This window comes from Microbacterium oleivorans, assembly GCF_001691565.1.
In the GTDB taxonomy this organism is placed as follows: Bacteria; Actinomycetota; Actinomycetes; order Actinomycetales; family Microbacteriaceae; genus Microbacterium; species Microbacterium oleivorans_B.
Window position 1 is genome coordinate 493,570 of sequence record NZ_MAYO01000003.1, and the last position, 21,901, is coordinate 515,470.

Here is a 21,901-nt window from a genome sequence, read left to right on the forward strand (position 1 = left end):
CGATCACGCCTCTCCGGCGTCGGTGACGACCGGCGCCAGGATGATGATCGCGGCCCCGACGAGGGCGATCGCCGATCCGACGTAGTCCCAGAGCGTCGGACGGAACCCGTCGACGACGATCCCCCACGCCAGGGAGCCCGCGATGAAAACACCTCCGTAGGCTGCGAGCACCCGCCCGAAGTTCGCATCGGGTTGGAACGCGGCGACGAATCCGTAGGCCCCTAGCGCGACGATCCCCAGCAGCGCGAACCACCATCCGCGGTTCTCCCGCACGGCCTGCCAGATCAGCCACGCGCCGCCGATCTCGGCGACGGCGGCGACGACGAAGAGGGTGACGATCCGAGCGGTGGTCATGCGGTCAGTCTGTCAGCGTGGGATGACGACGACGTGTCATCGGCGGATGCGCATGATCGATCGCCTCGGGGTGAGAGGATGTCCGAGGAGACCGCAGCTCCACCCTCTCTGTACGCCTAGACCTGGGTCGGTTCCATGGGACTCCTCTCCTACAACGCCACGACGCGATTCGACATCGACGACCGGACACTCGTCCACCTCGAGGCGGTCATCTACGCCAAGCTCCGCCGAGGGGAGGCGTTCCTCTTCACCTGGTCGCGTGCCGCCGGTGAAGGCGCGGGACGCACGACGGTCTGGATGAACCGCGCCGCCCGACTGGCGTTCCGTCGGCGCCATGACACGCGCATCCCTCTCAACCACGAGTGGATCGACCGTCTGATGACGGCGGCCAACTCCCCCGCCGGACTGCACGAGCTTCCGGAATCCGAGAGCGCCGACGCCGTCGGCTGATCGGCCTCGGTGTGGCCACGGCTGCAGCGGTGGCCGCACCGAGCTCGCGCCGCGAAACAAAAAACCCCCGGGGTGACCGGGGGTTTGTCTGTGCGCGATACTGGGATCGAACCAGTGACCTCTTCCGTGTCAGGGAAGCGCGCTACCGCTGCGCCAATCGCGCCTGTGAAGGCTGTTGAGTTGTGAGTGGAGGTGGCGACGGGATTCGAACCCGTGTGGACGGCTTTGCAGGCCGCTGCCTAGCCACTCGGCCACGCCACCGTGTGTGGTTTGACCCACGTGACGCGATCTCCCCGGAGGAAGATCCCCACACTCGAGCGGATGACGAGATTCGAACTCGCGACCCTCACCTTGGCAAGGTGATGCGCTACCACTGCGCTACATCCGCATTTCTTTCCGGATCTCTCCGGCACTCGTTAAACATTAGACGATTCCTGCGCCAGTGCAAAACCGACGCCGCCCCGCGCGTGTCTCGCCGTCGAGGGCTTCACCGGTTCGGTCGGACGCGCCGCATCCGGTATGCTCGGTCATCGGCCCGAGTGTCATTCGGGCGATTGGCGCAGTTGGTAGCGCGCTTCCTTCACACGGAAGAGGTCGTCGGTTCGAGTCCGGCATCGCCCACCGAGAAGCCCCCGGATTTCCGGGGGCTTTCGTCGTTCTCGCACCTCAGACCGACCAGCCGTACCGGGCCTTCAGCGCAGCGGTGACGCGGTCGAAGCGGCGACGGTCCAGGGCGGCTCCCTCGCGACGCATCGCACCCGGCGGGACGCTGTAGAGGTGACCGAGATCGACCCACGAGGGGCGGCCGGAGGCATCCCACTCCCCCGGTCCGAGCGCCAGATGCTCTCCGTCGCGGTCGTGTGGCTTGCTCGTCAGGCGGACCGCGTACAGCCGGTCGCGACCGTGCTGGCCGATGACGAGCACCGGACGATCCTTGCCACGCCCGTCGGCTTCGTCGAACGGAACCCAGGTCCACACGATCTCGCCCGCATCGGGATCGCCGTCAGGCTCGGGCCGATAGCTGATGCGGAGGTCCCGGACGTCACCGGGCATCACACGCACGGTTCCTGTCAACGGCTCCGCGTCGGGCGACGGCCGGAACAGGCGGACGAGGGCGGAGATCAGGCGCGATGTCACGCCGTCACCCTAGCCCTCGTCCGCGGATCCGGTCAGTTGTTGAGGATCACGTCCGCTTCGGCGAAGAACTCCTCCACCGCGGCATCCACCGTCTTCGTACCCAGTCCGAGCTCCTTACCCAGATCCCAGAACTTCTGTTCCAGCGAGCCGTAGCCCACGACAGCCGGCGGCGGAGCGTCGCCGATCCGGTCGGACACCGACTCGATGTAGTCCGCGACCTGCCGATCGGGGCCCTCGAGCTTCGTGCCCGTCAGCTTGCTGCTGGATGCCGGGAATCCGAGGGTCGTGCCGAAGATCTCCCCGGCCTCAGGGCTGTTGACCACGAAGTCGAGGAAGATCGCGGCGGCCTCGGGGTGCTTCGTCCGCGAGGAGATCGCGACCTGCAGACCGCCCTGACGGTAGAGGTCCTTCGCTCCGGCATCCGTCGTCGGCGGCGCCACGATGGCGATGGACGATGCTCCGGAGTCGGCCAGGTACCCGCCGAGGAAGTTACTCCAGCTCATCTCGCTCAGGGTGCGGGTCGAACCGAAGCCGGAAATGGGGCTGATCTCCTCCAGCTGCTGCTGCGGGATCGTGATGCCGTCGCGCAGGGCGGCTCCCGACTCCCAGAAGGCCGCCAACTCGTCCTTCGTGAAACCGAGTTCGCCCTTCTCGGTGTACAGCGCCTTCCCCGCGGCTCGGAGCTGCAGCTCGAGCACCTGGATGCGTTGGGTGTAGTCGGTCCCGCCGAAGGGGTCGCCGCCCGTCTTCTCGGTGACCTCGGCAAGCCAAGCGTCGAACTCATCGAACGAAGAGCCCGCCGCGGGCAGCTCGAGACCGTTCTTCGTCAGGAGGTCTTCGTTGACGAAGTTCGCCCAGAGGCTGTAGCCGGTCGGGAGAGAGTACTGCGTGCCGTCCAGCCGTCCCGTGCTGAGCAGGCTGTCGTCGAACGTCGTGAAATCGATCTGATCGGCCACCTCGTTCAGGTCGAGGATCGCTCCGCTCTCGCCGTACTGGCGCAGGTAGCTGTCCGAGAACTGGAAGACGTCGGGCAGGCTGCCGCTCGCCGCCTCCACCTGCCGCTGCTCCCAGTAACTCGGGAAGTCCGTGAACGTGGTCTTGATGGTGATGTTGGGGTGTTCCTCGTTGAACGCCTCGATGAGATCCGCGTAGCGGGCCGCGCGATCGTCGTTCCCCCACCACGCGAAATCGAGGGAGACCTTCTCGTCGGGATCGAACGTACCGCCTGCGTCGGAGGCGGCGGGACTGCAGCCGACCAGCGAAACAGCGAAGACGGCTGCGGCCGCCCAGGCGGTGGTCGTACGGATGCGGGACATCGTCGTCCTTTCTCGTCCAGCATTGGACGGAATCGAAGGGGAAAGCGCTTCCCGATCAACGTAGGGCAGCGCTCCGCGGCCGCACAAGCGTGAGATGAAACGAATCAGTGACGCCCGACGATGCGAGCCCGCTGCACCGCCGCCGCAATGCCCCGCGTCCAGGGCGCCCCGTGCCCGGGCAGAACAACGGCAGCCTCCGTCCGTTCGAGGACGTCCAGCGAGCGAATGGATGCCGCAGCGTCCGCCGTCGCCGCATCCGCAACGATCTGCGGCCCGCCGATCCCGGTGTACGGGTCCAGGGTCACGAGGGCGTCGCCGGAGACGAGGACGTCCTGCGATGGGAAGAAGAACGCGCAGTGGCCGTCGGTATGCCCGGGCGTATGCAATGCCGTCGGACGACCCGGGACATCGACCGTCTCGCCGTCGTGAATCGCAAGATGAGCGTCGACGCCCCTGACCGCGAGAGCGCCCGCCATCGCCATCCGTCCGATGAAGGGGAGCCCGCCGGGGTGCCCGAACAGGTAGGGCACGCGGGCGACCGCGGGGCGGTAGCTGTACGGATGACGGGCCAAGCGCCGATCCCCGGGATGGACGTGGACGGGGACGCCGTCCGATCGCAGCCCGCGTGCGAGCCCGACGTGGTCGAAATGCCCGTGAGTGAGAAGAACCGCATCGATGTCCCGCCGCGTCAGCCCGAGGTGACGCAGGAGCTCGTCCAGCACGCGGCCGGTGGCCGGGAGCCCTCCGTCGACGAGCGTGACGCCGTCCGGAGCCTTCACGAGGTAGCAATTGGTCGTGGCGACGGTGAGTCGGAAGAACCCGGGCCGGTCTTCGGACCACTGGGATGCCGATGCCACGATCAGTCCTCCGGTCCGCGACCGGCGTCGAACGCGGCCGCGTACCGCCGAGCCGCCTCGTCGAGCAGGGCCGGATCGAGGATGGCGACGGGCTCCGCGTCCGCGATCAGCGGCTCGCAATCGGGACCGCGTCCGACGTGGTCGCCTCGGAGAACCCAGGCGATCCGCTCCGGGTTCTCCGCTGCCAGGTGCCGATACTGCGACAGCTGACGCGCCAGCCAGTCCTCGAGCGGCCGCGTCCACCAAGCCTCTGCGTCCAGCGGATTCACCGAGAGGCCCGGGAGTCGAAGCCCGCTCTCGGTGTCCACACTCGAGCAGGCGGCATCCTTCTGCGGCCCCTCGGACCAGCGGACGTGCAGTCCCGGAGCTGCGTACACCAGAGCCGCCAGCTCCGCGAGCCGGACGATGACGGGCAGATCGGTGTCTATCGATGCGGTGTCGATGTGGCGCATGACGCGGACGCTACGAAATCGGAAGCTAACGGCCGGAGGGCCTTGACACCGCTCCCCGAAACGACGACGAAGGGCGCCGCGGGTAATCCCGCGACGCCCTCCGTGTGTTGTGACAGCTCAGGCCTTGGCGTCCTCCAGGACGTAGCCGGCCTCACCGTGCACGACCGTGTCGATGCCGGCGATCTCGTCCTCGTTCTTGACGCGGAAGCCGATGGTCTTCTCGATCGCGAACCCGATGACGAAGGCGAGCACGAACGAGTAGGCCAGCACGGCGATCGCTGCGATCGCCTGGACGATGAGCTGCGACGCGTCGCCGCCCATGAACAGGCCGGTGCCGCGGGCGAAGAAGCCGAGGTAGAGCGTTCCGATGAGACCGCCGACGAGGTGGATGCCGACGACGTCGAGCGAGTCGTCGAAGCCGAGCTTGTACTTCAGCTCGATAGCCAAGGCGCAGACGGCGCCGGCGACGAGACCGAGGACGATCGCCCACACCGGGTCGAGGTTTCCGCACGCCGGGGTGATCGCGACGAGACCCGCCACGGCACCGGAGGCCGCGCCGACGGACGTCGGCTTGCCGTCCTTGATCTTCTCTACGACGAGCCACCCGAGCAGGGCCGCGGCAGGAGCAGCGATCGTGTTGACGAAAGCGAGTGCGGCGGTGTTGTCGGCCGCGAGCTCCGAGCCGGCGTTGAAGCCGAACCAGCCGAACCACAGGAGGCCGGCGCCGAGGAGGACGAACGGCGGGTTGTGCGGGACGTGAACGCCCTTCTGGAAGCCGACGCGCTTGCCGAGGACGAGGGCGAGGGCGAGGGCTGCGGCACCGGCATTGATGTGGACCGCGGTACCACCGGCGAAGTCGATGACGCCCACGCCGAAGACGTCCTGCAGGCCGTGGGTGATCCAGCCGCCGTACTCGAACTTGCCGTCATCGCCCAGGCCGAAGTTGAACACCCAACTGGCGACCGGGAAGTAGACCACCGTCGCCCAGACACCCGCGAAGATCATCCACGCACCGAACTTGGCACGGTCGGCGATCGCGCCCGAGACCAGAGCGACGGTGATGATCGCGAAGGTGGCCTGGAAGGCGACGAACGCCAGCGTCGGGTAATCCGCACCCTCGGTCAGCTCGAGGACGTTGGTCAGACCCAGGGCGCCGCCGTCGATGGACCACGGCGCGAGGGTGCCGCTGCTGCCCGGGAAGGCGATCGCGTAGCCGTAGAGCACCCACAGGACCCCGATGAGGCCGAGTGCGCCGAAGGACATCATCATCATGCTGATGACGCTCTTCGCCTTGACGAGGCCGCCGTAGAAGAACGCGAGACCTGGGGTCATCAGCAGGACTAGTGCGGCCGCGATGAGTATGAATGCGGTGTTGCCTTGATCCATCTCGAAGGGAACCTCTCTGCAGGGACGCAGGTGTAGCGTCGGGTGCCCCCAGTGTCGAGGTCCGCGGTTTCGCCCGACGGCGCACGGGTGTTTCGCGCTCGTTACGAGGGTGCCGAGAAGGTAAACATCAGGTTTCCCGTGCCCGCGAGAAACACCTCACCCCGCTTACGAATGGGTGAGAGCGACCAGGCGCGAGACGGCGCGGAGATACTTCTTGCGGTACCCACCGGCGAGCATGTCCTCGCGGAACACCGAATCGAGCGAGACGCCCGTCGCCCTGATGGGGATCTGCGCGTCGTACGCACGGTCGACGAACGCGACGAAGCGCAGCGCCGCAGCCTGGTCGTCGAACCCGACGACGTCCCGGAGCCCGATCGTCCCGACGTCCTCGATGAGGCGGATGTACCGGGACGGGTGCACCGACGCCAGGTGACGGATGAACCCCGAGAAGTCGTCATCGGAGACGAGGGTGGATGCCGCGGCATCCGTCACGGCGCTCTCGTAGGCGGCGTCGTCGAGAACGACGGCGTGCCCGTCGACGGCGCGCTGACGGTAGTCGGTGCCGTCGATCCGGATCGTCTGGAAGTGCTCGGACATCGCCTGGATCTCGCGGAGGAAGTCCTGTGCCGCGAATCGTCCTTCGCCGAGGGCGTTCGGCGGCGTGTTCGACGTCGCGGCGAGCTTGGTCCCGGTCGGCACCAGCTCGGCGATCAGCCGCGTCATCACCATCGTGTCGCCCGGGTCGTCTAGCTCGAACTCGTCGATGCAGAGGAGGTCGGCGCCGCGGAACAGCTCCACCGTCTTCTGGTACCCGAGCGCACCGACGAGGGCCGTGTACTCGATGAACGAGCCGAAGTACTTCCGGCGAGCCGGCATCGCGTGGTAGATCGCCGCCAGAAGGTGGGTCTTGCCGACACCGAACCCGCCGTCGAGGTAGACCCCCGGCTTCATCGGGGCCTCGCGCTTGGCGCGACGGAAGAAGCCGCCGCGGGCCGCGGCGGCGGAACGACCCGAGCTGAAGGTCTCGAGCAGGTCCTTCGCGTCCTGCTGCGAGGGGTACGCCTCATCCGCTCGATACGTCGCGAACGTGGCCTCGTCGAACTGCGGAGGCGGCACGAGTGCAGCGACCATCTCGGCTCCGCTCACCTTCGGATCGCGTTCGCTCAGATGAGTGGTTCCGGAGGAGGTCACAGGCACCCGTCAAGCCTAGCCGCCGGCACGGCACCCCTCGCCGCGGCGACCGTACGTGGGAGGATGGGCTCGTGTGGCTGACAGAGGTGCTCCCGACCGCGGGTGAGCGAGTGGATGCCGCGAGCCCCGACGGCCGCCGCTGGATCGCCGACCGCTACGCACCGCCCCGCGAGGACTGGGTGCGGCTCAACATGATCACCTCGTTGACCGGGTCAGCGGTAGGCCCGGACGGGACCAGCGACACCCTCACCAATCGCGCCGACCGGGCGATCCTCGGGGTGATCCGCGCGAGCGCCGATGCCATCATCGTCGGCGCACAGACCGTGCGCGCCGAGGGGTACCTGCTCCCCCGGCGATCCCGACTGGCCATCATCACCGGCTCCGGCGATCTCGCCGGCCACCGGCTCGACCCCGATCCCGACGGGCCGGACGATCAGGTCCTCCTCGTGATGCCGGAGGGGGCCGAGGCCCCGCAGGTCGAGCGCGGGATCACGGTGCTGCGCGTCCCCGCGCACGGCGGGCGGATGTCGGCCACCGGCATCCTGTCCGCCCTCACCGGGCGGGGCCTGCGTCACATCGTCTGCGAAGGCGGACCCATGCTGGCCGCGCAGTTCGCGGACGACGACCTCATCGACGAGTACTGCGTGACGGCCGCGCCGCACCTGGTTCCCACGGCGGGGCCGTTCCTGCCGCTGCGGCGCCCCATCGACACGTCACCGGCGGGCGTCCTCATCGACGACGACGGCTTCAGCTACCTGAGGCTCCGTCGCCGCTGAGGCCTTGCGCGACGAGCCAGTCGCGGATGCGAGACGTCCAGCGCTCCTCGTCGTAGTTCCAGAGCTTCGTGTGCCGCGCTCCCTCGAACTCCTCGAGGTCGACGAGTTCCGGCCGGAGATCTCGCAGTGCGCGTGACGCACCGACGGGGACGAAATCATCCGCGTCGCTGTGGAGGATCAGGGTGGGCGCGACGAGTTCGTCGGCCCGCGTGAGGACGTCGAGACGGTCCCAGGGAATCGGATCCGCCGCCCCCGTGAGGGGTGCCGCCCATCGCTGCGCCAGCGCCTCGAGAGCCGCACGGGTGAGCGGGTTCGGAATGCCCATGAGTCCGGCGTGATGAGTGAGCACCTGTCGCCAGTCGACGACCGGCGAGTCGAGGACGAGTCCCACGATGCGGTCCCGATGCGCCGAGTTCACGGCGAGCTGCAGGGCGATCGCCCCGCCCATCGACCAGCCGACGAGCACGATGCGCCGCGCGCCGGAGCGGCGCGCGTGACCGATCGCCCGGTCGATGTCGCGCCATTCCGTCGCCCCGAGGGCCGAGGCCCCTCCCCTGCTCCGCGGGGCGTCCCCGTCGTTCCGGTAGGACGTGAGCATCGATGTGATGCCCGCGGCATGGAAAGCCGGGACGCCGCGGAGAGTCTCGGAACGCGTGGTGCCGCGCCCGTGGATGTGGATCGCCCAGAGGTCCGTGGGCACATCTGCCGGGAAGACCCACGCCGGGCACGAGCCGAGCGACGTCGAGACCGCGACGTCCTCGAACGGCAGATGGAGCTCCCCGGGCTCGGAGAAGTACCACCCGCTGAAGGCGGCGGCCGACGTGATGCGGTCGCTCTCATCGATCTGCGTCAGGAGTTTGCGCGTGACGGACTGCGCTCGGGTCGAGAGGACCGTGCCGACCTTCACGTAGGACTGCGTCCCCGTCGTGAACAGTCCGTACCGTCCCGGCAGGACGGTGTCGGCCGACCGCGACAGCGTGATGGTCTGCGCGGCGGTGTCGACGTCCACGATCGAGGTGTCCGGTGCCCGTCCGCCCGGGGTCACGACGCGACGCGCGACACGTCCGGCGAGAAGGGCGAGCAGTCCCGTGGCGCTGATGAACGCCGTGGCCAGCGCGACGACCGTGCTGCGGACCGCGACGACGGTTCCCGATCGGGCGTCGTCGGGGACGGCGCGCCTGGAAGCCTTCATGGTGCCCTCACTCTAGTCTGTCGCCGTGACCGAACCCCCGTCCGGGACGCCGGAATTCCTCGCCGTCGGCGACGAGCTGCGCGGCCTGCGTTTCCGCGACGACTTTGTGGTGCGCGAGATCGCCGCACCGTCCTCGCTCGCCCCCGACGCCATCGCCTTCGCCGGAGACGTGCGTCCCGAGGACGACGGCGAGTCGATGTACGGCACGGGACGCATCGTCATCCTCCACGACGAGTCCGAACCGGATGCCTGGGGCGGTCCCTGGCGGATCGTCTGTTTCGCGCAGGCACCGCTCGAGCCGGAGATCGGCACCGATCCCCTCCTGGCGGACGTAGCCTGGTCTTGGCTGGTCGACGCCCTCGCCGCACGCGGAGCGACGTTCCATGCGGCATCCGGCACAGCGACGAAGACCCTCTCGAAGGGGTTCGGAACGCTGGCCGCGGAGGGCGACGGTGCGCAGATCGAGCTCCGCGCATCGTGGTCCCCCGAGGGAGACCTCGCCAGTCATATGGATGCCTGGGGCGAGTTGGTCTGCATGTTGGCAGGTCTTCCCCCGGGTTCGGAGAACATCGCCGTGTTCGGCGGGCAGCGGAGTACACGTGGCTGAATACGAGGTCATCGCCGATCAGGAAACGGCGGCGGCCGCAGCGTCGCGCCTGGCAGCCGGGCACGGTCCCGTCGCCGTCGATGTGGAGCGGGCATCCGGGTTCCGGTACTCGCAACGCGCCTACCTGATCCAGGTGTACCGGCGCGGGAGCGAGGTGGTCCTCTTCGACCCCCCGGCGATCGGCGCTCTGTCGGCGCTGCAGGCGGCGATCGGCGACGAGGAGTGGGTGCTCCACGCCGCGAGCCAGGATCTGCCGTCTCTCCGCGAGGCAGGCCTCGAGCCGCCCCGGATCTTCGACACCGAACTCGCAGCCCGCCTCCTCGGGCATGAGCGCGTCGGTTTGGGAGCGGTGGTCGAGCAGACGCTGGGAATCACTCTCGCCAAGGCCCACTCCGCAGCGGATTGGTCGACGCGGCCCCTGCCGCAGGGATGGCTCGAGTACGCCGCGCTCGATGTGCTGCACCTGATCGACGTCCGCGACGCCCTCGCGGCGGAGCTGGTGGCACAGGACAAGGTCGCCATCGCCGACGAGGAGTTCGAGGCCGTGCGCACTCGCGCACCCAAACCCGCTCGCGAAGAGCCGTGGCGTCGCCTGAGCGGACTGCACACCGTCCGCGGTCGTCGCGCGTTGGCCGTGGCCCGGGCGCTGTGGACGGCGCGGGAGGAGTACGCCCGCGAAGAGGACGTCTCTCCGGGGCGGCTCGTTCCCGACCGTTCCCTCGTCGCCGCCGTCATCGCCGATCCCGCCTCGAAGCAGGATCTTGCACGGGTCAAGGACTTCACCGGTCGCGCGAGCCGCAGCCAGCTCGACCGTTGGTGGGCCGCGATCGAGGCGGGGCGCGCCGACCCCGCGCTTCCCTCCGAGCGCGGTCCCGGCGACGGGATGCCGCCGCCGCGTGCCTGGGCGGATCGCAACCCCGCGGCCGATGCGCGGCTGAAGACCGCCAAGCCTCTCGTCGATGCGCGTGCCGAAGAACTGGGCATGCCGACCGAGAACCTCCTCACGCCCGATCTCCTGCGTCGTGTCGCCTGGAATCCTCCCGCCGAGGTCACGGCGGAGTCGGTCGGCGAAGCGCTGACCGACCTCGGTGCGCGCGCCTGGCAGATTGAACAGACCGCACAGGTGATCGCCGCGGCGTTTGTCGATTCCGTGCAGAGCCCCGACGCGGCATCCGAGCCCGCTTCGTAGGTTCGAACCAACCGATTTTCGCGGCTTACGGGCCTCTCTAGGCTGGGTGGGAACCCAATCTTTGGAGGCAGTGTGGCCGAGCTTTCGGACGTCTATTTCGTCGACGGAATGCGCACCCCGTTCGGGCGCGCCGGCGAGAAGGGCATGTATTGGAACACCCGCGCCGATGACCTCGCCGTGAAGGCGACGATCGGTCTGATGGAGCGGAACCCCGGTGTTCCGGCTGAGCGGGTCGACGACGTCGCGATCGCCGCGACGAGCCAGACCGGCGAGCAGGGACTGACCCTCGGTCGATCGGTGGCAATCCTCGCAGGGCTCCCCCAGACCGTTCCGGGCTTCGCCATCGACCGCATGTGCGCGGGCGCCATGACGAGCGTGACGACGATGGCGGCATCGATCGGCGTCGGCATGTACGACGTCGCCCTCGCGGGGGGTGTGGAGCACATGGGCCACTATCCGATCGGCGGCAACGCCGACCCGAACCCGCGATTCGTCGCCGAGAAGATGGTCGATCCCGGTGCGCTGAACATGGGCGTCACGGCTGAGCGCATCTTCGACCGCTACCCGCAGCTCACGAAGGAGCGGTCCGACCGCTTCGGCATGCTCAGCCAGCACAAGGCGCAGGCAGCCTACGAAGCGGGCAAATTCCAGCCCGACCTCGTGTCCGTCGCGGTGAAGGATGCCGCCGGGGCCTGGGGCCTCGCGACCGAGGACGAAGGCCGGCGCCCGCAGACGACGATGGCCGCCCTCGCCGCACTGAAGACGCCGTTCCGTCCGCACGGACGGGTCACGGCCGGCACCTCGTCGCCGCTCACCGACGGGGCGACGATGTCGCTGCTCGCCGGCGGCGGTGCCGTCAAGGAGCTGGGGCTCGCCCCCAAGATGCGGCTCGTCTCGTTCGCGTTCGCGGGCGTCCAGCCCGAGATCATGGGCATCGGACCCATCCCCTCCACGGAGAAGGCCCTGAAGAAGGCGGGCCTGACCATCGACGACATCGGCCTCTTCGAACTGAACGAGGCGTTCGCCGTGCAGGTCATCTCGCTCCTCGACCACTTCGGCATCGCCGACGACGACCCGCGCGTCAACCCCTGGGGCGGTGCGATCGCGCTCGGGCACCCGCTCGCGGCATCCGGCGTCCGTCTCATGATCCAGCTGGCGGCCCACTTCGCCGAGCGCCCCGACGTTCGCTACGGCCTCACGGCCATGTGCGTGGGACTCGGCCAGGGCGGCTCCGTCATCTGGGAGAACCCGCACTACAACGGCAAGAAGAAGAAGTGAGGCCGCCGACGATGACGAACTACGACCAGATCGACTTCTCGCCCCTGCTCGCGCTTTCCGACAGCGAGGTCGTGACGAACTCGCCGGTGCGCGACGTCACTCTCGCCAGCGGCAAGGTGCTCGCCCTGATCACGCTGGACAACGGCCGCGATCACACCCGTCCCAACACGCTGGGGCCTGCGACGTTGACCGCCCTGGGCGCCACCCTCGACACCCTCGCCGCTCGGGCGCGCGCCGGCGAGATCCAGGCCGTCGGCATCACGGGCAAGCAGTACATCCTCGCCGCCGGCGCCGACCTCAGCGAGGTCAGCAACGTCGGCTCCGTCGAGAACGCGCGACTGATCGCGCAGCTCGGTCACCACGTACTGGGCAAGCTGTCCGACCTCGGGGTCCCGTCGTTCGCCTTCGTGAACGGGCTCGCCCTGGGCGGTGGCCTGGAGATCGCCCTCAACTCCACCTATCGGACCGTGGATGCCTCCGCCGCCGCGATCGCGCTGCCGGAGGTCTTCCTCGGGATCATCCCCGGCTGGGGCGGCGCTTACCTCCTGCCGAACCTGATCGGCATCGAGAACGCCCTCGAGGTCGTCATCTCGAACCCGCTGAAGCAGAACCGCGTCCTGAAGCCGCAACAGGCCTTCGACCTCGGGATCATGGACGCCATCTTCCCCGCGTCGAGCTACCTCGAGTCGTCGCTGCGGTGGGCCGACGGCGTGCTCGGCGGGACCGTCAAGGTCGAGCGCAGGAACGCCCCCGGGAAGATCGAGCGACTCACCAAGTGGCCCATCGCGATCAAACTGGCCCGCGGGATGCTCGAGTCGAAGATCGGGACGGTGCCCCGATCCCCTTACGTCGCGCTCGACCTGCTCGACAAGGCCAAGAGCGGCACGAAGGCGGAGGGGTTCGCGCGCGAGGACGAGGCACTCGCCTCACTCGTGACGGGCGATCAGTTCGCGGCGTCCATGTACGCGTTCGACCTGGTGCAGAAGCGGGCGAAGCGTCCCGTCGGTGCGCCCGACAAGGCGCTCGCGAAGAAGGTCACGAAGGTGGGCGTCATCGGCGCGGGCCTCATGGCCAGCCAGTTCGCACTGCTGTTCGTGCGCAAGCTCCAGGTGCCCGTGCTGATCACGGACCTCGATCAGGCGCGCGTCGACAAGGGCGTCGCGTACATCCACGACGAGATCGGCACCCTCGAGGCGAAGGGCCGCCTCGACGGCGACACTGCCAACAAGCTGCGCGCCCTCGTGACCGGGACGACCGACAAGTCCGCGTACGCCGACTGCGACTTCGTCATCGAGGCGGTCTTCGAGGAGGTCGGGGTGAAGCAGTCCGTCTTCGCCGAGATCGAGGCCGTCGTGGCCGACGACGCCATCCTCGCGACCAACACGTCGTCGCTGTCGGTCGAGGAGATCGGCGCGAAGCTCGCGCACCCCGAGCGTCTGGTCGGCTTCCACTTCTTCAACCCGGTCGCGGTCATGCCTCTCATCGAGGTCGTGAAGACGCCGCAGACGTCGGACGCCGCCCTCTCGACGGCGTTCGTCGTCGCCAAGGGACTCGGCAAGAACGCGGTACTCACCGCCGATGCACCCGGGTTCGTCGTGAACCGCCTGCTCGCCAAGGTGATGGGCGAGGCGGCCCGGGCCGTCTACGAGGGCACGCCCGTCGTGGACGTCGAAAAGGCGTTCGCGCCGCTCGGGCTGCCCATGGGACCGTTCCAGCTCATCGACCTGGTCGGCTGGAAGGTCGCCGCACACGTGCAGGACACGATGGTCCGTGCCTTCCCCGACCGGTTCTACGCGAATGAGAACTTCCACGAGCTCGCCGCGCTGGACGAGGTCGTCGAGAAGGACAAGGGCGGTCGCGTGACCGGGTTCACGAAGACTGCCGAGAAGGTCGCGAAGAAGGCGACGGGATCGACACCGGCATCCGCCGGAGAGATCCTCCGCCGCGTGCAGGACGGCCTCGCGCAGGAGATCAAGCTCATGCTCGACGAGGGTGTCGTGCCCGAGGTCGAGGACATCGATCTCTGCCTCGTCCTGGGCGCCGGCTGGCCGTTCATCGACGGCGGAGCCACGCCGTACCTCGACCGCGAGGGCGCCAGCGAACGCGTTTTCGGCGACACGTTCCACCACCCGCCGATCCGCGGCATCGTCTGACGCACGCACAGACGCGAACGGCCCCCGGGGTGTCCCCGGGGGCCGTTCGCGTCCGTCAGTGCTGGGTGAGCTGCGCCTGAGCCGCGCGAACTCGGAGATCGCGCGCGAGGTGGTCGCGCTGCTCGATCACGATGCGTCGGAGCGAGCCGGGTGAGTCGGTGTGGGCGTCGAGCCACGCGTCGACCGCCGAGGTGTCGTCCATGGCCGGGAAGAGGCCGCGCACGAGACGCGCGGCGATCTCGATGCTGCGAGAGCGCCAGGCCGGGAGGATCCGCTCGAAGTAGTCGACGTCGAACTCTGCCACGAGATCACGGGTGTCCCCTGCTCGCGCGCCACGGATGGTGGCATCGAGGTGGTCGTTCGTCAACGTCTCGTCGTCCCATGCTGCCCGCCACGCGTCGCGACGGACGGATGCCTCCGGCCGGGCCGCGAGCGCTGCCAGACGCGCCGTGCGGCCCGAGGCGGTCGCATCCCGCTTCGCTTCCGCGTCGATCCGCGTGGCATCCGCGTGGCCGGAGGCAGCGAGACCGAAGAGCCATCCCCACCGGAGGTCGGGATCGAGCGGGAGACCCGCCGGTGCCGGTGCCTCCCCTGCCAGGATCGCCGACATCTCGGCCGCGCGGTCCCCGGACAGTTCGGCGGCCACACCCACTGCTCGTGCCCAGATGAGCTGCGCGTCGGACCCGGCGTCCGCCGTCGCCATGGCGTGCCAAGCTCCCTCCAGCCACGCGGTCGACGACTGCTCGACGTCCGACACGTAATGACGGATCGCGAAGGCAGCGTGAGCGAGCACATCATTCAGCAATGCCGGGTGCGACTCGCGGGGGGCGTGGTCCGCCGCGATCTCGAGATAGCGGGATGCCGCGAGTTCCCCGTCCCGCACCGCATTCCACAGCGCTGCCCAGACGACGCCTCGGGCGACCGCGTCGGGCATGGAAGAGAGGCCCGCCGTGACGGCCGCGAGCGATGGGTCATCGAGACGCACCTTGGCATAGGAGCGGTCGTCGACGTTGGCGATCACCAGAGCCGTGTCGGGGAGGACAGGCGCATCGACGACGGTGCGTTCAGCGAACAGGTCGACGGCGACGTCGCCACGCGCGACGAGACGGCCCGCCTCGTCGTCCCACAGACCGACGCGGACCGCATGCGGTCGCACGACATCCTGCACGACCGCCAGAGGGCCGCGCTCGACGGTCAGCGTCGGCAGCCCGGTCGTCTCGAGCCATGCCGCGCTCCAGGACCGGAGGTCGCGACCCGACGCGTCCTCGAGCGCGGCCAGCAGGTCTTCGAGGGTCGTGTTGCCGTAGGCGTGCGTCGCGAAGTACCGCTGCGCCCCGCGGAAGAACGCGTCCTCCCCCACGAACCCGACGAGCTGCTTCAGCACCGAGGCGCCCTTGGCGTAGGTGATGCCGTCGAAGTTGAGCTTGGCCGCCTCGAGGTCGGGGATGTCCGCGACGATGGGGTGCGTCGTCGGCAGCTGATCCTGGACGTACGCCCAGCCCTTCCGCCGGCTCGCGAACGTGACCCAGGCATCCGGGTGGAGTCCGGTCGCCACATTGGCACGCGTCCCCATGAAGTCGGCGAACGATTCCTTGAGCCACAGATCGTCCCACCACCGCATCGTCACGAGGTCCCCGAACCACATGTGCGCCATCTCGTGGAGGATCGTGTTGGACCGCGCCTCGCGCTGCGCGGCCGTCGCTGCTCCGCGGAAGACGTACGCCTCGGTGAAAGTGACGAGTCCGGGGTTCTCCATCGCGCCGAGGTTGTATTCAGGGACGAAGATCTGGTCGTACTTGCCCCACGGGTAGTCCTGATCGAACGCTGTCGTGAAGAAGGCGAGCCCGCGGCGGGTGATGTCGAGGATCTCGTCGGCGTCGAGATGCTCAGCGAGGGATGCCCGGACGAGCACACCGAGGTCGACGCTCTGGCGATCCCCCTGCCAGGCACCATCGACGCGGTGGTAGGGACCGACGGCGACGGCGGTGACGTAGCTCGACAGCGGCGGCGTCTCGGCGAACGACACCCGCACGCCGCCCTCGACCTCCGCGCGGGCGACCTCCGCGCCGCCGGAGAGGATGACGCCGTCCGCCGCGGCGGTGATGTGGAAAGTCCACCGCGCCTTGAGATCCGGCTGCTCGAAGCAGGGGTAGACGCGGCGGCTGTCGGCCGGTTCGTACTGCGTGTAGAGGTAGACCGCACCGTCGACCGGGTCGGTGAACCGATGGAGGCCCTCACCCGACCGGCTGTACCGACCGCGCGCTCGGATACGGACCGTGTTCTCTTCGGTGAGCCCGGTGAGACGGATCCGCGCGCCGTCCCAGTCCACCGGATGCTGCGCACCGTTGACCTCGACCTCCTCGACCGAGACCCCGAGGAAGTCGACCCAGGTCTCCGAGGACGACGCGCGGAAGCGCAGCGTGCTCTGGGTGGCGAAGTCCTCGCGTGACGCATCGGTGGCCGACCGGACGTCGAGGTCGACCTCGATCGTGTCGACGACGATGACGGATGCCCGAGCCGCGGCATCCTCTCGACTCAGGTTCTCATCACCGGGATGCTGCCGTGTCTGCATCCCTCCATGCTGTCACGCGGTCAGTCGGAACCCGCATCGGTCGGACCGCGCAGTTCGACCTCGTGCGATTTCCACACCGCGTCGTCCGTCGACTGGCGGGCGACGGGCACGCGGGTGCCGAGCACCTGTGCGACGACGTCCTGCGCGATCTTCGAGGCCGTCAGCCCGGCATCGACCAGGATCTGCTCGCGGGTCGCGTGGTCGATGAACTCGTCGGGGAGGCCCAGCTCGTCGACCGCCGTCGAGACCCCCGCTTCGCGCAGCACCTGGCGCACGCGCGTCCCGACACCCCCGACGCGGATGCCGTCCTCGATCGTGATCACGAGGCGATGGGATGCCGCGAGCTCGACGACGGCAGGGCGGATGGGAACGGCCCACCGAGGGTCGATGACCGTCGAGCCGATTCCCTGCGCCCGCAGCCGCTCGGCGACCTCGACCGCCATGTGCGCCATCGGTCCGATGCCCACGATGAGGACGTCCTCCGCGCCGCTGCGATACAGCACGTCCGAGCCGTCCGCGAGACGCTCGACCGCGTCGAGCGCGTCGGGGACCGATCCCTTCGGGAAGCGCACCACCGTCGGGGCGTCCTCGACGGTGACCGCCTCGTCGAAGAGCTCACGGAGCCGTTCGGCGTCGCGGGGGGCGGCGATCCGGATTCCCGGCACCAGTTGGAGCATCGCGAGGTCCCAGATGCCGTGGTGGCTGGGACCGTCGGGACCGGTGACGCCTGAGCGGTCGAGGACGAAGGTGACCCCGGCCTTGTGCAGGGCGACGTCCATCATGACCTGGTCGAAGGCACGGTTCATGAAGGTGGCGTAGATCGCCACGACGGGGTGGAGCCCGCCGAAGGCGAGCCCCGCGGCCGAGGCGACGGCGTGCTGCTCGGCGATGCCGACGTCGTAGACCCGCTTCGGGAACCGCTGCGCGAACTCCTGCAGGCCCGTGGGCCGCAGCATCGCAGCGGTCATCGCGATGATGTCGTCCCGGCGCTCCCCGGCGGCCACGAGCGCCTCGGAGAAGACGTCCGTCCAGGCGACGGCATCCGAGGACCCGATCGGCTCCCCCGTGACCGGATCGATCTTGCCGACCGCGTGGAACTGGTCGGCCTCGTCACGCCGCGCCGGCTCGAACCCGCGCCCCTTGTCGGTGATGGCGTGCACGATGACGGGCGCGCCGTACTCCTTCGCGAGGCGGAGCGTCTCCTCCATCGCATCCAGATCGTGTCCGTCGACGGGGCCGAGGTACTTGATGTCGAGGTTGGAGTACAGCGCCACGTTGTTGGTGAAGCGCGACAGGAAACCGTGGGTGCCGCCGCGTACGCCGCGGTAGACCGCGCGGCCGATGGGTCCGAGCAGCCGGGAGACGTGCGCGGAACTCTGTCGCAGTGTCTTGTAGCTGTCGGCCGTGCGGACGCGGTTGAGGTAGCGCGCCATGCCGCCGATGGTCGGCGCGTACGAGCGACCGTTGTCGTTGACGACGATGACGAGGTTGCGGTCGTTGTCGTCGGAGATGTTGTTGAGCGCTTCCCACGTCATCCCGCCGGTCAGCGATCCGTCGCCCACGACGGCGACGACGTGGCGATCCTTGCGGCCGGTCACCGTGAGGGCGCGGGAGACCCCGTCGGCCCAGCTGAGCGAGCTCGAGGCGTGCGAGGACTCGACGACGTCGTGCGGGCTCTCGGAGCGCTGCGGGTAGCCGGCGAGCCCCCCGCGGGAGCGCAGCTTCGAGAAGTCCTGACGACCGGTGAGCAGCTTGTGGACGTAGGACTGGTGACCGGTGTCGAAGATGATGGGGTCGTTCGGGGAGTCGAAGACGCGGTGCAGGGCGATCGTCAGCTCGACGACGCCGAGGTTCGGACCGAGGTGTCCACCGGTGCGCGAGACGTTCTCGACCAGGAAGGTCCGGATCTCATCTGCGAGGACGTGGAGCTCCTCGCTCGAGAACCGATCGAGGTCGCGCGGACCGGAAATTCCCTCGAGAAGACTCATGACAGGAGTCTACGTGCCCGCATGCGAGAGGACCCCGACTCCACGCGGAGCCGGGGTCCTCTTGACAACCGGGTCAGACCAGCGAACGCAGCACGTACTGCAGGATGCCGCCGTTGCGGTAGTAGTCCGCCTCACCGGGGGTGTCGATACGGACGACCGCGTCGAACTCGACGGTCTGCTTGCCCTCGGGCGAGAACTCGCTCGGCTCGGCGACGACCTTCACCGTCTTCGGCGTGACGCCTTCGTTCAGCTGCTCGAGGCCCGTGATCGACACGATCTCGGTGCCGTCGAGGCCGAGCGAGCTCCAGCTCTCACCGGCGGGGAACTGCAGCGGCACGACGCCCATGCCGATGAGGTTCGAGCGGTGGATGCGCTCGAAGCTCTCGGTGATGACCGCCTTGACGCCCAGCAGGCTCGTGCCCTTGGCCGCCCAGTCGCGCGACGAACCGGAGCCGTACTCCTTGCCGCCGAAGACGACGAGCGGGGTGCCCTGCGCCTGGTAGTTCTGGCTCGCGTCGTAGATGTACGACTGCGGGCCCCCGGGCTGCGTGAAGTCACGGGTGAAGCCGCCCTCGACGACCTTGCCGTCGTTGACCGCGGCGACGATCTCGTTCTTCAGGCGGATGTTCGCGAACGTGCCGCGGATCATGACCTCGTGGTTCCCTCGACGCGAGCCGTAGGAGTTGAAGTCCTTCTGCGCCACACCGTGCTCGGTGAGGTACTGAGCCGCCGGGGTGCCGGCCTTGATGTTGCCGGCCGGGCTGATGTGGTCGGTCGTGACCGAGTCGCCCAGGGTCGCCATGACGCGCGCGCCGGAGATGTCGGTGACGGGCGCCGGCGTGCTCTCCATGCCGTCGAAGTACGGGGCCTTGCGGACGTACGTCGACTCCTCGTCCCATTCGAAGATGGGACCCGTGGGCGTCGGCAGGTTCTGCCAGCGCTCGTCGCCGTCGAAGACGGTCGAGTACTGCTTGATGAACTGCTCGCGCGAGATGGAGTGGTCGATGACCTCCTGGACCTCGTCGGGCGAGGGCCAGATGTCCTTCAGGAACACCTCGTTGCCGTCCGCGTCCTTGCCGAGCGCATCGGTCTCGAAGTCGAAGTTCATCGACCCGGCGAGGGCGTAGGCGACGACCAGCGGCGGCGAGGCCAGGTAGTTCATCTTCACGTCGGGGCTGATACGGCCCTCGAAGTTGCGGTTGCCCGAGAGGACGGCCGTGACGGCCAGGTCGTTCTCGTTGATCGCTGCCGAGACCTCTTCGATGAGCGGCCCGGAGTTGCCGATGCAGATCGTGCAGCCGTAGCCGACCGTGTAGAAGTCGAGGCCCTCGAGCGCCTTGTCGAGTCCGGACTTCTCGTAGTAGTCGGTGACGACCTTCGAGCCGGGGCCGAGCGTCGTCTTGACCCACGGCTTGCGCTTCAGACCCTTGTCGACGGCCTTCTTGGCGAGCAGGCCCGCCGCGATCATGACCGACGGGTTCGACGTGTTGGTGCACGAGGTGATGGCCGCGAGGGTGACCGCACCGTTGTCGAGCAGGTAGGACTCGCCCTCGGGCGTCGTGACCTTGACGGGCTTGGATGCCGCATGGCGCGCGCCGCTGGAGATCATCGAGGGCACGTGCTCGTGCTCGTGCTGGTGCGAGACGCCCTCGGCCGAGACCGTCTCGTGCTCGACACCCGGAGCGGAACCCGGGTCGGACGCGGGGAAGGTGCCTTCGACCTCGACGGAGTCTTCGGCCGCGGCATCCGCGTAGTTGAGGATGTCCTTCTCGAACTGGTTCTTCGCCTCGGACAGGAGGATGCGGTCCTGCGGACGCTTGGGACCTGCGATGGAGGGGACCACCGTCGACAGGTCGAGCTCCATGAACTCGCTGAAGCTGAGCTCGCGCGAGGCGTCGTGCCACAGCGACTGGGCCTTGGCGTACGCCTCGACGAGGGCGACGGTCTGCTCGTCGCGACCCGTGAGACGCAGGTAGTCGAGGGTCACGTCGTCGACGGGGAACATCGCCGCGGTCGAACCGAACTCGGGGCTCATGTTGCCGATGGTGGCGCGGTTGGCCAGCGGTACCTGGGCGACGCCCTCGCCGTAGAACTCGACGAACTTGCCGACGACGCCGTGCTTACGCAGCATGTCGGTGATCGTGAGGACGACGTCGGTCGCGGTCACGCCGGCGGGGATCTCGCCCGTGAGCTTGAAGCCGACGACGCGCGGGATGAGCATCGAGACGGGCTGGCCGAGCATGGCCGCCTCGGCCTCGATACCGCCGACGCCCCAGCCGAGCACACCGAGGCCGTTGACCATCGTGGTGTGCGAGTCGGTGCCGACACAGGTGTCGGGGTAGGCGCGCAGGACACCGCCGACCTCGCGGTCGTAGATGACCTTGGCGAGGTGCTCGATGTTCACCTGGTGGACGATGCCGGTCCCCGGGGGAACGACCTTGAAGTCGTCGAACGCGGTCTGGCCCCAGCGGAGGAACTGGTAGCGCTCACCGTTGCGCTCGTATTCGATCTCGACGTTGCGCTCGAGGGCGTTGTCGGATCCGAAGAGATCGGCGATCACCGAGTGGTCGATGACCATCTCGGCCGGCGACAGCGGGTTGATCTTGCTCGGGTCGCCGCCGAGGGCGGTGACGGCCTCGCGCATGGTGGCGAGGTCGACGATGCAGGGGACACCGGTGAAGTCCTGCATGACCACGCGCGCCGGCGTGAACTGGATCTCGGTGTTGGGCTCGGCATCGGGGTTCCAGTTACCGAGCGCCTCGATCTGCTCCTTGGTGACGTTCGCACCGTCCTCGGTGCGAAGCAGGTTCTCGAGGAGGATCTTGAGGCTGTACGGAAGCTTCTCGAAACCGGGAACGGTATCGATGCGGAAGATCTCGTAGTCGGTGTCGCCGACTGTGAGTGTGCTCTTGGCACCGAAGCTGTCAACAGTGGACACGTGTGCTCTCCTTCGTCGGCGGGCGCGGCGTCAGCCGGCCCTCCCATCTTCGCCCTGCCCGGTCC

The 21,901-nt window shown here is 68.5% G+C and carries 17 protein-coding genes and 4 tRNA genes; 7 read left to right on the forward strand and 14 right to left on the reverse strand.

Annotated elements, in window-relative coordinates; all coding sequences use genetic code 11:
- Positions 1 to 3: 3 nt before the first annotated feature.
- Positions 4 to 354, reverse strand: coding sequence for a YnfA family protein (locus tag BBA86_RS05150; RefSeq protein WP_065570591.1), 351 nt, complete (start codon positions 352 to 354; stop codon positions 4 to 6).
- A 135-nt stretch (positions 355 to 489) separates the two neighbouring features.
- Here BBA86_RS05150 and BBA86_RS05155 point away from each other — a divergent pair, with 135 nt between their 5' ends.
- Positions 490 to 804 carry a hypothetical protein gene (locus BBA86_RS05155; RefSeq protein ID WP_065570592.1) on the forward strand — a complete coding sequence of 105 codons (315 nt, stop codon included), beginning with the start codon at positions 490 to 492 and terminating at the stop codon, positions 802 to 804.
- Positions 805 to 895: 91 nt separating this feature from the next.
- On the opposite strand, the gene BBA86_RS05160 is transcribed toward BBA86_RS05155, so the two are convergent.
- The 3 genes from BBA86_RS05160 to BBA86_RS05170 all read right to left on the reverse strand — a co-directional run bounded on the left by BBA86_RS05160 (position 896) and on the right by BBA86_RS05170 (position 1,192).
- Positions 896 to 967, reverse strand: a tRNA-Val gene (locus BBA86_RS05160).
- 24 nt (positions 968 to 991) lie between these two features.
- Positions 992 to 1,065, reverse strand: a tRNA-Cys gene (locus BBA86_RS05165).
- A 55-nt stretch (positions 1,066 to 1,120) separates the two neighbouring features.
- Positions 1,121 to 1,192 (reverse strand) — tRNA-Gly (locus BBA86_RS05170).
- A 160-nt stretch (positions 1,193 to 1,352) separates the two neighbouring features.
- Here BBA86_RS05170 and BBA86_RS05175 point away from each other — a divergent pair.
- Positions 1,353 to 1,425 (forward strand) — tRNA-Val (locus BBA86_RS05175).
- Positions 1,426 to 1,470: 45 nt separating this feature from the next.
- On the opposite strand, the gene BBA86_RS05180 is transcribed toward BBA86_RS05175, so the two are convergent.
- The 6 genes from BBA86_RS05180 to zapE form a co-directional block, all read right to left on the reverse strand.
- Positions 1,471 to 1,941 carry a type II toxin-antitoxin system PemK/MazF family toxin gene (locus BBA86_RS05180; protein ID WP_065570593.1) on the reverse strand — a complete coding sequence of 157 codons (471 nt, stop codon included), beginning with the start codon at positions 1,939 to 1,941 and terminating at the stop codon, positions 1,471 to 1,473.
- Between the two features lie 32 nt (positions 1,942 to 1,973).
- Complete coding sequence (locus tag BBA86_RS05185) at positions 1,974 to 3,257, reverse strand: ABC transporter substrate-binding protein (RefSeq protein ID WP_065570594.1); 1,284 nt, start codon at positions 3,255 to 3,257, stop codon at positions 1,974 to 1,976.
- Positions 3,258 to 3,361: 104 nt separating this feature from the next.
- Positions 3,362 to 4,114, reverse strand: coding sequence for an MBL fold metallo-hydrolase (locus BBA86_RS05190; protein ID WP_065570595.1), 753 nt, complete (start codon positions 4,112 to 4,114; stop codon positions 3,362 to 3,364).
- Positions 4,115 to 4,116: 2 nt separating this feature from the next.
- Complete coding sequence (locus BBA86_RS05195) at positions 4,117 to 4,566, reverse strand: DUF6098 family protein (RefSeq protein WP_065570596.1); 450 nt, start codon at positions 4,564 to 4,566, stop codon at positions 4,117 to 4,119.
- 117 nt (positions 4,567 to 4,683) lie between these two features.
- Complete coding sequence (locus BBA86_RS05200) at positions 4,684 to 5,952, reverse strand: ammonium transporter (RefSeq protein ID WP_065570597.1); 1,269 nt, start codon at positions 5,950 to 5,952, stop codon at positions 4,684 to 4,686.
- A 165-nt stretch (positions 5,953 to 6,117) separates the two neighbouring features.
- The gene (gene zapE / locus BBA86_RS05205) at positions 6,118 to 7,149 is read right to left on the reverse strand and encodes a cell division protein ZapE (protein ID WP_065570598.1); all 1,032 of its coding nucleotides are present in this window, start codon (positions 7,147 to 7,149) and stop codon (positions 6,118 to 6,120) included.
- A 65-nt stretch (positions 7,150 to 7,214) separates the two neighbouring features.
- Here zapE and BBA86_RS05210 point away from each other — a divergent pair, with 65 nt between their 5' ends.
- Complete coding sequence (locus tag BBA86_RS05210) at positions 7,215 to 7,919, forward strand: dihydrofolate reductase family protein (protein WP_223247030.1); 705 nt, start codon at positions 7,215 to 7,217, stop codon at positions 7,917 to 7,919.
- Here the strand turns inward: BBA86_RS05210 and BBA86_RS05215 are convergent.
- A complete protein-coding gene (locus BBA86_RS05215; RefSeq protein ID WP_065570599.1) occupies positions 7,891 to 9,111 on the reverse strand; it encodes an alpha/beta hydrolase family protein in 1,221 nt (406 codons plus the stop codon). The genes BBA86_RS05210 and BBA86_RS05215 overlap by 29 nt on opposite strands.
- 25 nt (positions 9,112 to 9,136) lie before the next feature.
- On the opposite strand from BBA86_RS05215, the gene BBA86_RS05220 reads away from it, so the two are divergent.
- From BBA86_RS05220 to BBA86_RS05235, 4 genes are all read left to right on the forward strand, one after another.
- Complete coding sequence (locus tag BBA86_RS05220; RefSeq protein ID WP_065570600.1) at positions 9,137 to 9,718, forward strand: DUF3000 domain-containing protein; 582 nt, start codon at positions 9,137 to 9,139, stop codon at positions 9,716 to 9,718.
- Positions 9,711 to 10,907, forward strand: a complete 1,197-nt coding sequence (locus BBA86_RS05225) for a ribonuclease D (protein WP_065570601.1) — start codon at positions 9,711 to 9,713, stop codon at positions 10,905 to 10,907. Before BBA86_RS05220 ends, BBA86_RS05225 begins: the two co-directional genes overlap by 8 nt.
- 72 nt (positions 10,908 to 10,979) lie before the next feature.
- Entirely contained in the window at positions 10,980 to 12,185 is a 1,206-nt protein-coding gene (locus tag BBA86_RS05230) for a thiolase family protein (RefSeq protein ID WP_065570602.1), read from the forward strand.
- An 11-nt stretch (positions 12,186 to 12,196) separates the two neighbouring features.
- Positions 12,197 to 14,338, forward strand: a complete 2,142-nt coding sequence (locus BBA86_RS05235; protein ID WP_065570603.1) for a 3-hydroxyacyl-CoA dehydrogenase NAD-binding domain-containing protein — start codon at positions 12,197 to 12,199, stop codon at positions 14,336 to 14,338.
- Positions 14,339 to 14,393: 55 nt separating this feature from the next.
- Here BBA86_RS05235 and pepN read toward each other — a convergent pair whose 3' ends face one another.
- The 3 genes from pepN to BBA86_RS05250 all read right to left on the reverse strand — a co-directional run bounded on the left by pepN (position 14,394) and on the right by BBA86_RS05250 (position 21,836).
- Positions 14,394 to 16,910 carry an aminopeptidase N gene (gene pepN / locus BBA86_RS05240; RefSeq protein WP_065570604.1) on the reverse strand — a complete coding sequence of 839 codons (2,517 nt, stop codon included), beginning with the start codon at positions 16,908 to 16,910 and terminating at the stop codon, positions 14,394 to 14,396.
- Positions 16,911 to 16,930: 20 nt separating this feature from the next.
- Positions 16,931 to 18,898 (reverse strand): 1-deoxy-D-xylulose-5-phosphate synthase, encoded by a 1,968-nt coding sequence (dxs, locus tag BBA86_RS05245; protein WP_065570605.1) that lies wholly within the window; start codon positions 18,896 to 18,898, stop codon positions 16,931 to 16,933.
- 73 nt (positions 18,899 to 18,971) lie between these two features.
- Positions 18,972 to 21,836 carry an aconitate hydratase gene (locus BBA86_RS05250; protein WP_065570606.1) on the reverse strand — a complete coding sequence of 955 codons (2,865 nt, stop codon included), beginning with the start codon at positions 21,834 to 21,836 and terminating at the stop codon, positions 18,972 to 18,974.
- Positions 21,837 to 21,901: the final 65 nt, after the last annotated feature.

Excerpts from the sequence above, each read along its gene's own strand:
- BBA86_RS05215 (WP_065570599.1), bottom strand. The coding sequence starts at position 9,111 with ATGAAGGCTTCCAGGCGCGCCGTCCCCGACGACGCCCGATCGGGAACC.
- BBA86_RS05185 (WP_065570594.1), bottom strand. The coding sequence starts at position 3,257 with ATGTCCCGCATCCGTACGACCACCGCCTGGGCGGCCGCAGCCGTCTTC.
- BBA86_RS05200 (WP_065570597.1), bottom strand. The coding sequence starts at position 5,952 with ATGGATCAAGGCAACACCGCATTCATACTCATCGCGGCCGCACTAGTC.
- BBA86_RS05150 (WP_065570591.1), bottom strand. The coding sequence starts at position 354 with ATGACCACCGCTCGGATCGTCACCCTCTTCGTCGTCGCCGCCGTCGCC.
- pepN (WP_065570604.1), bottom strand. The coding sequence starts at position 16,910 with ATGCAGACACGGCAGCATCCCGGTGATGAGAACCTGAGTCGAGAGGAT.
- dxs (WP_065570605.1), bottom strand. The coding sequence starts at position 18,898 with ATGAGTCTTCTCGAGGGAATTTCCGGTCCGCGCGACCTCGATCGGTTC.
- BBA86_RS05235 (WP_065570603.1), top strand. The coding sequence starts at position 12,197 with ATGACGAACTACGACCAGATCGACTTCTCGCCCCTGCTCGCGCTTTCC.
- BBA86_RS05195 (WP_065570596.1), bottom strand. The coding sequence starts at position 4,566 with ATGCGCCACATCGACACCGCATCGATAGACACCGATCTGCCCGTCATC.
- BBA86_RS05155 (WP_065570592.1), top strand. The coding sequence starts at position 490 with ATGGGACTCCTCTCCTACAACGCCACGACGCGATTCGACATCGACGAC.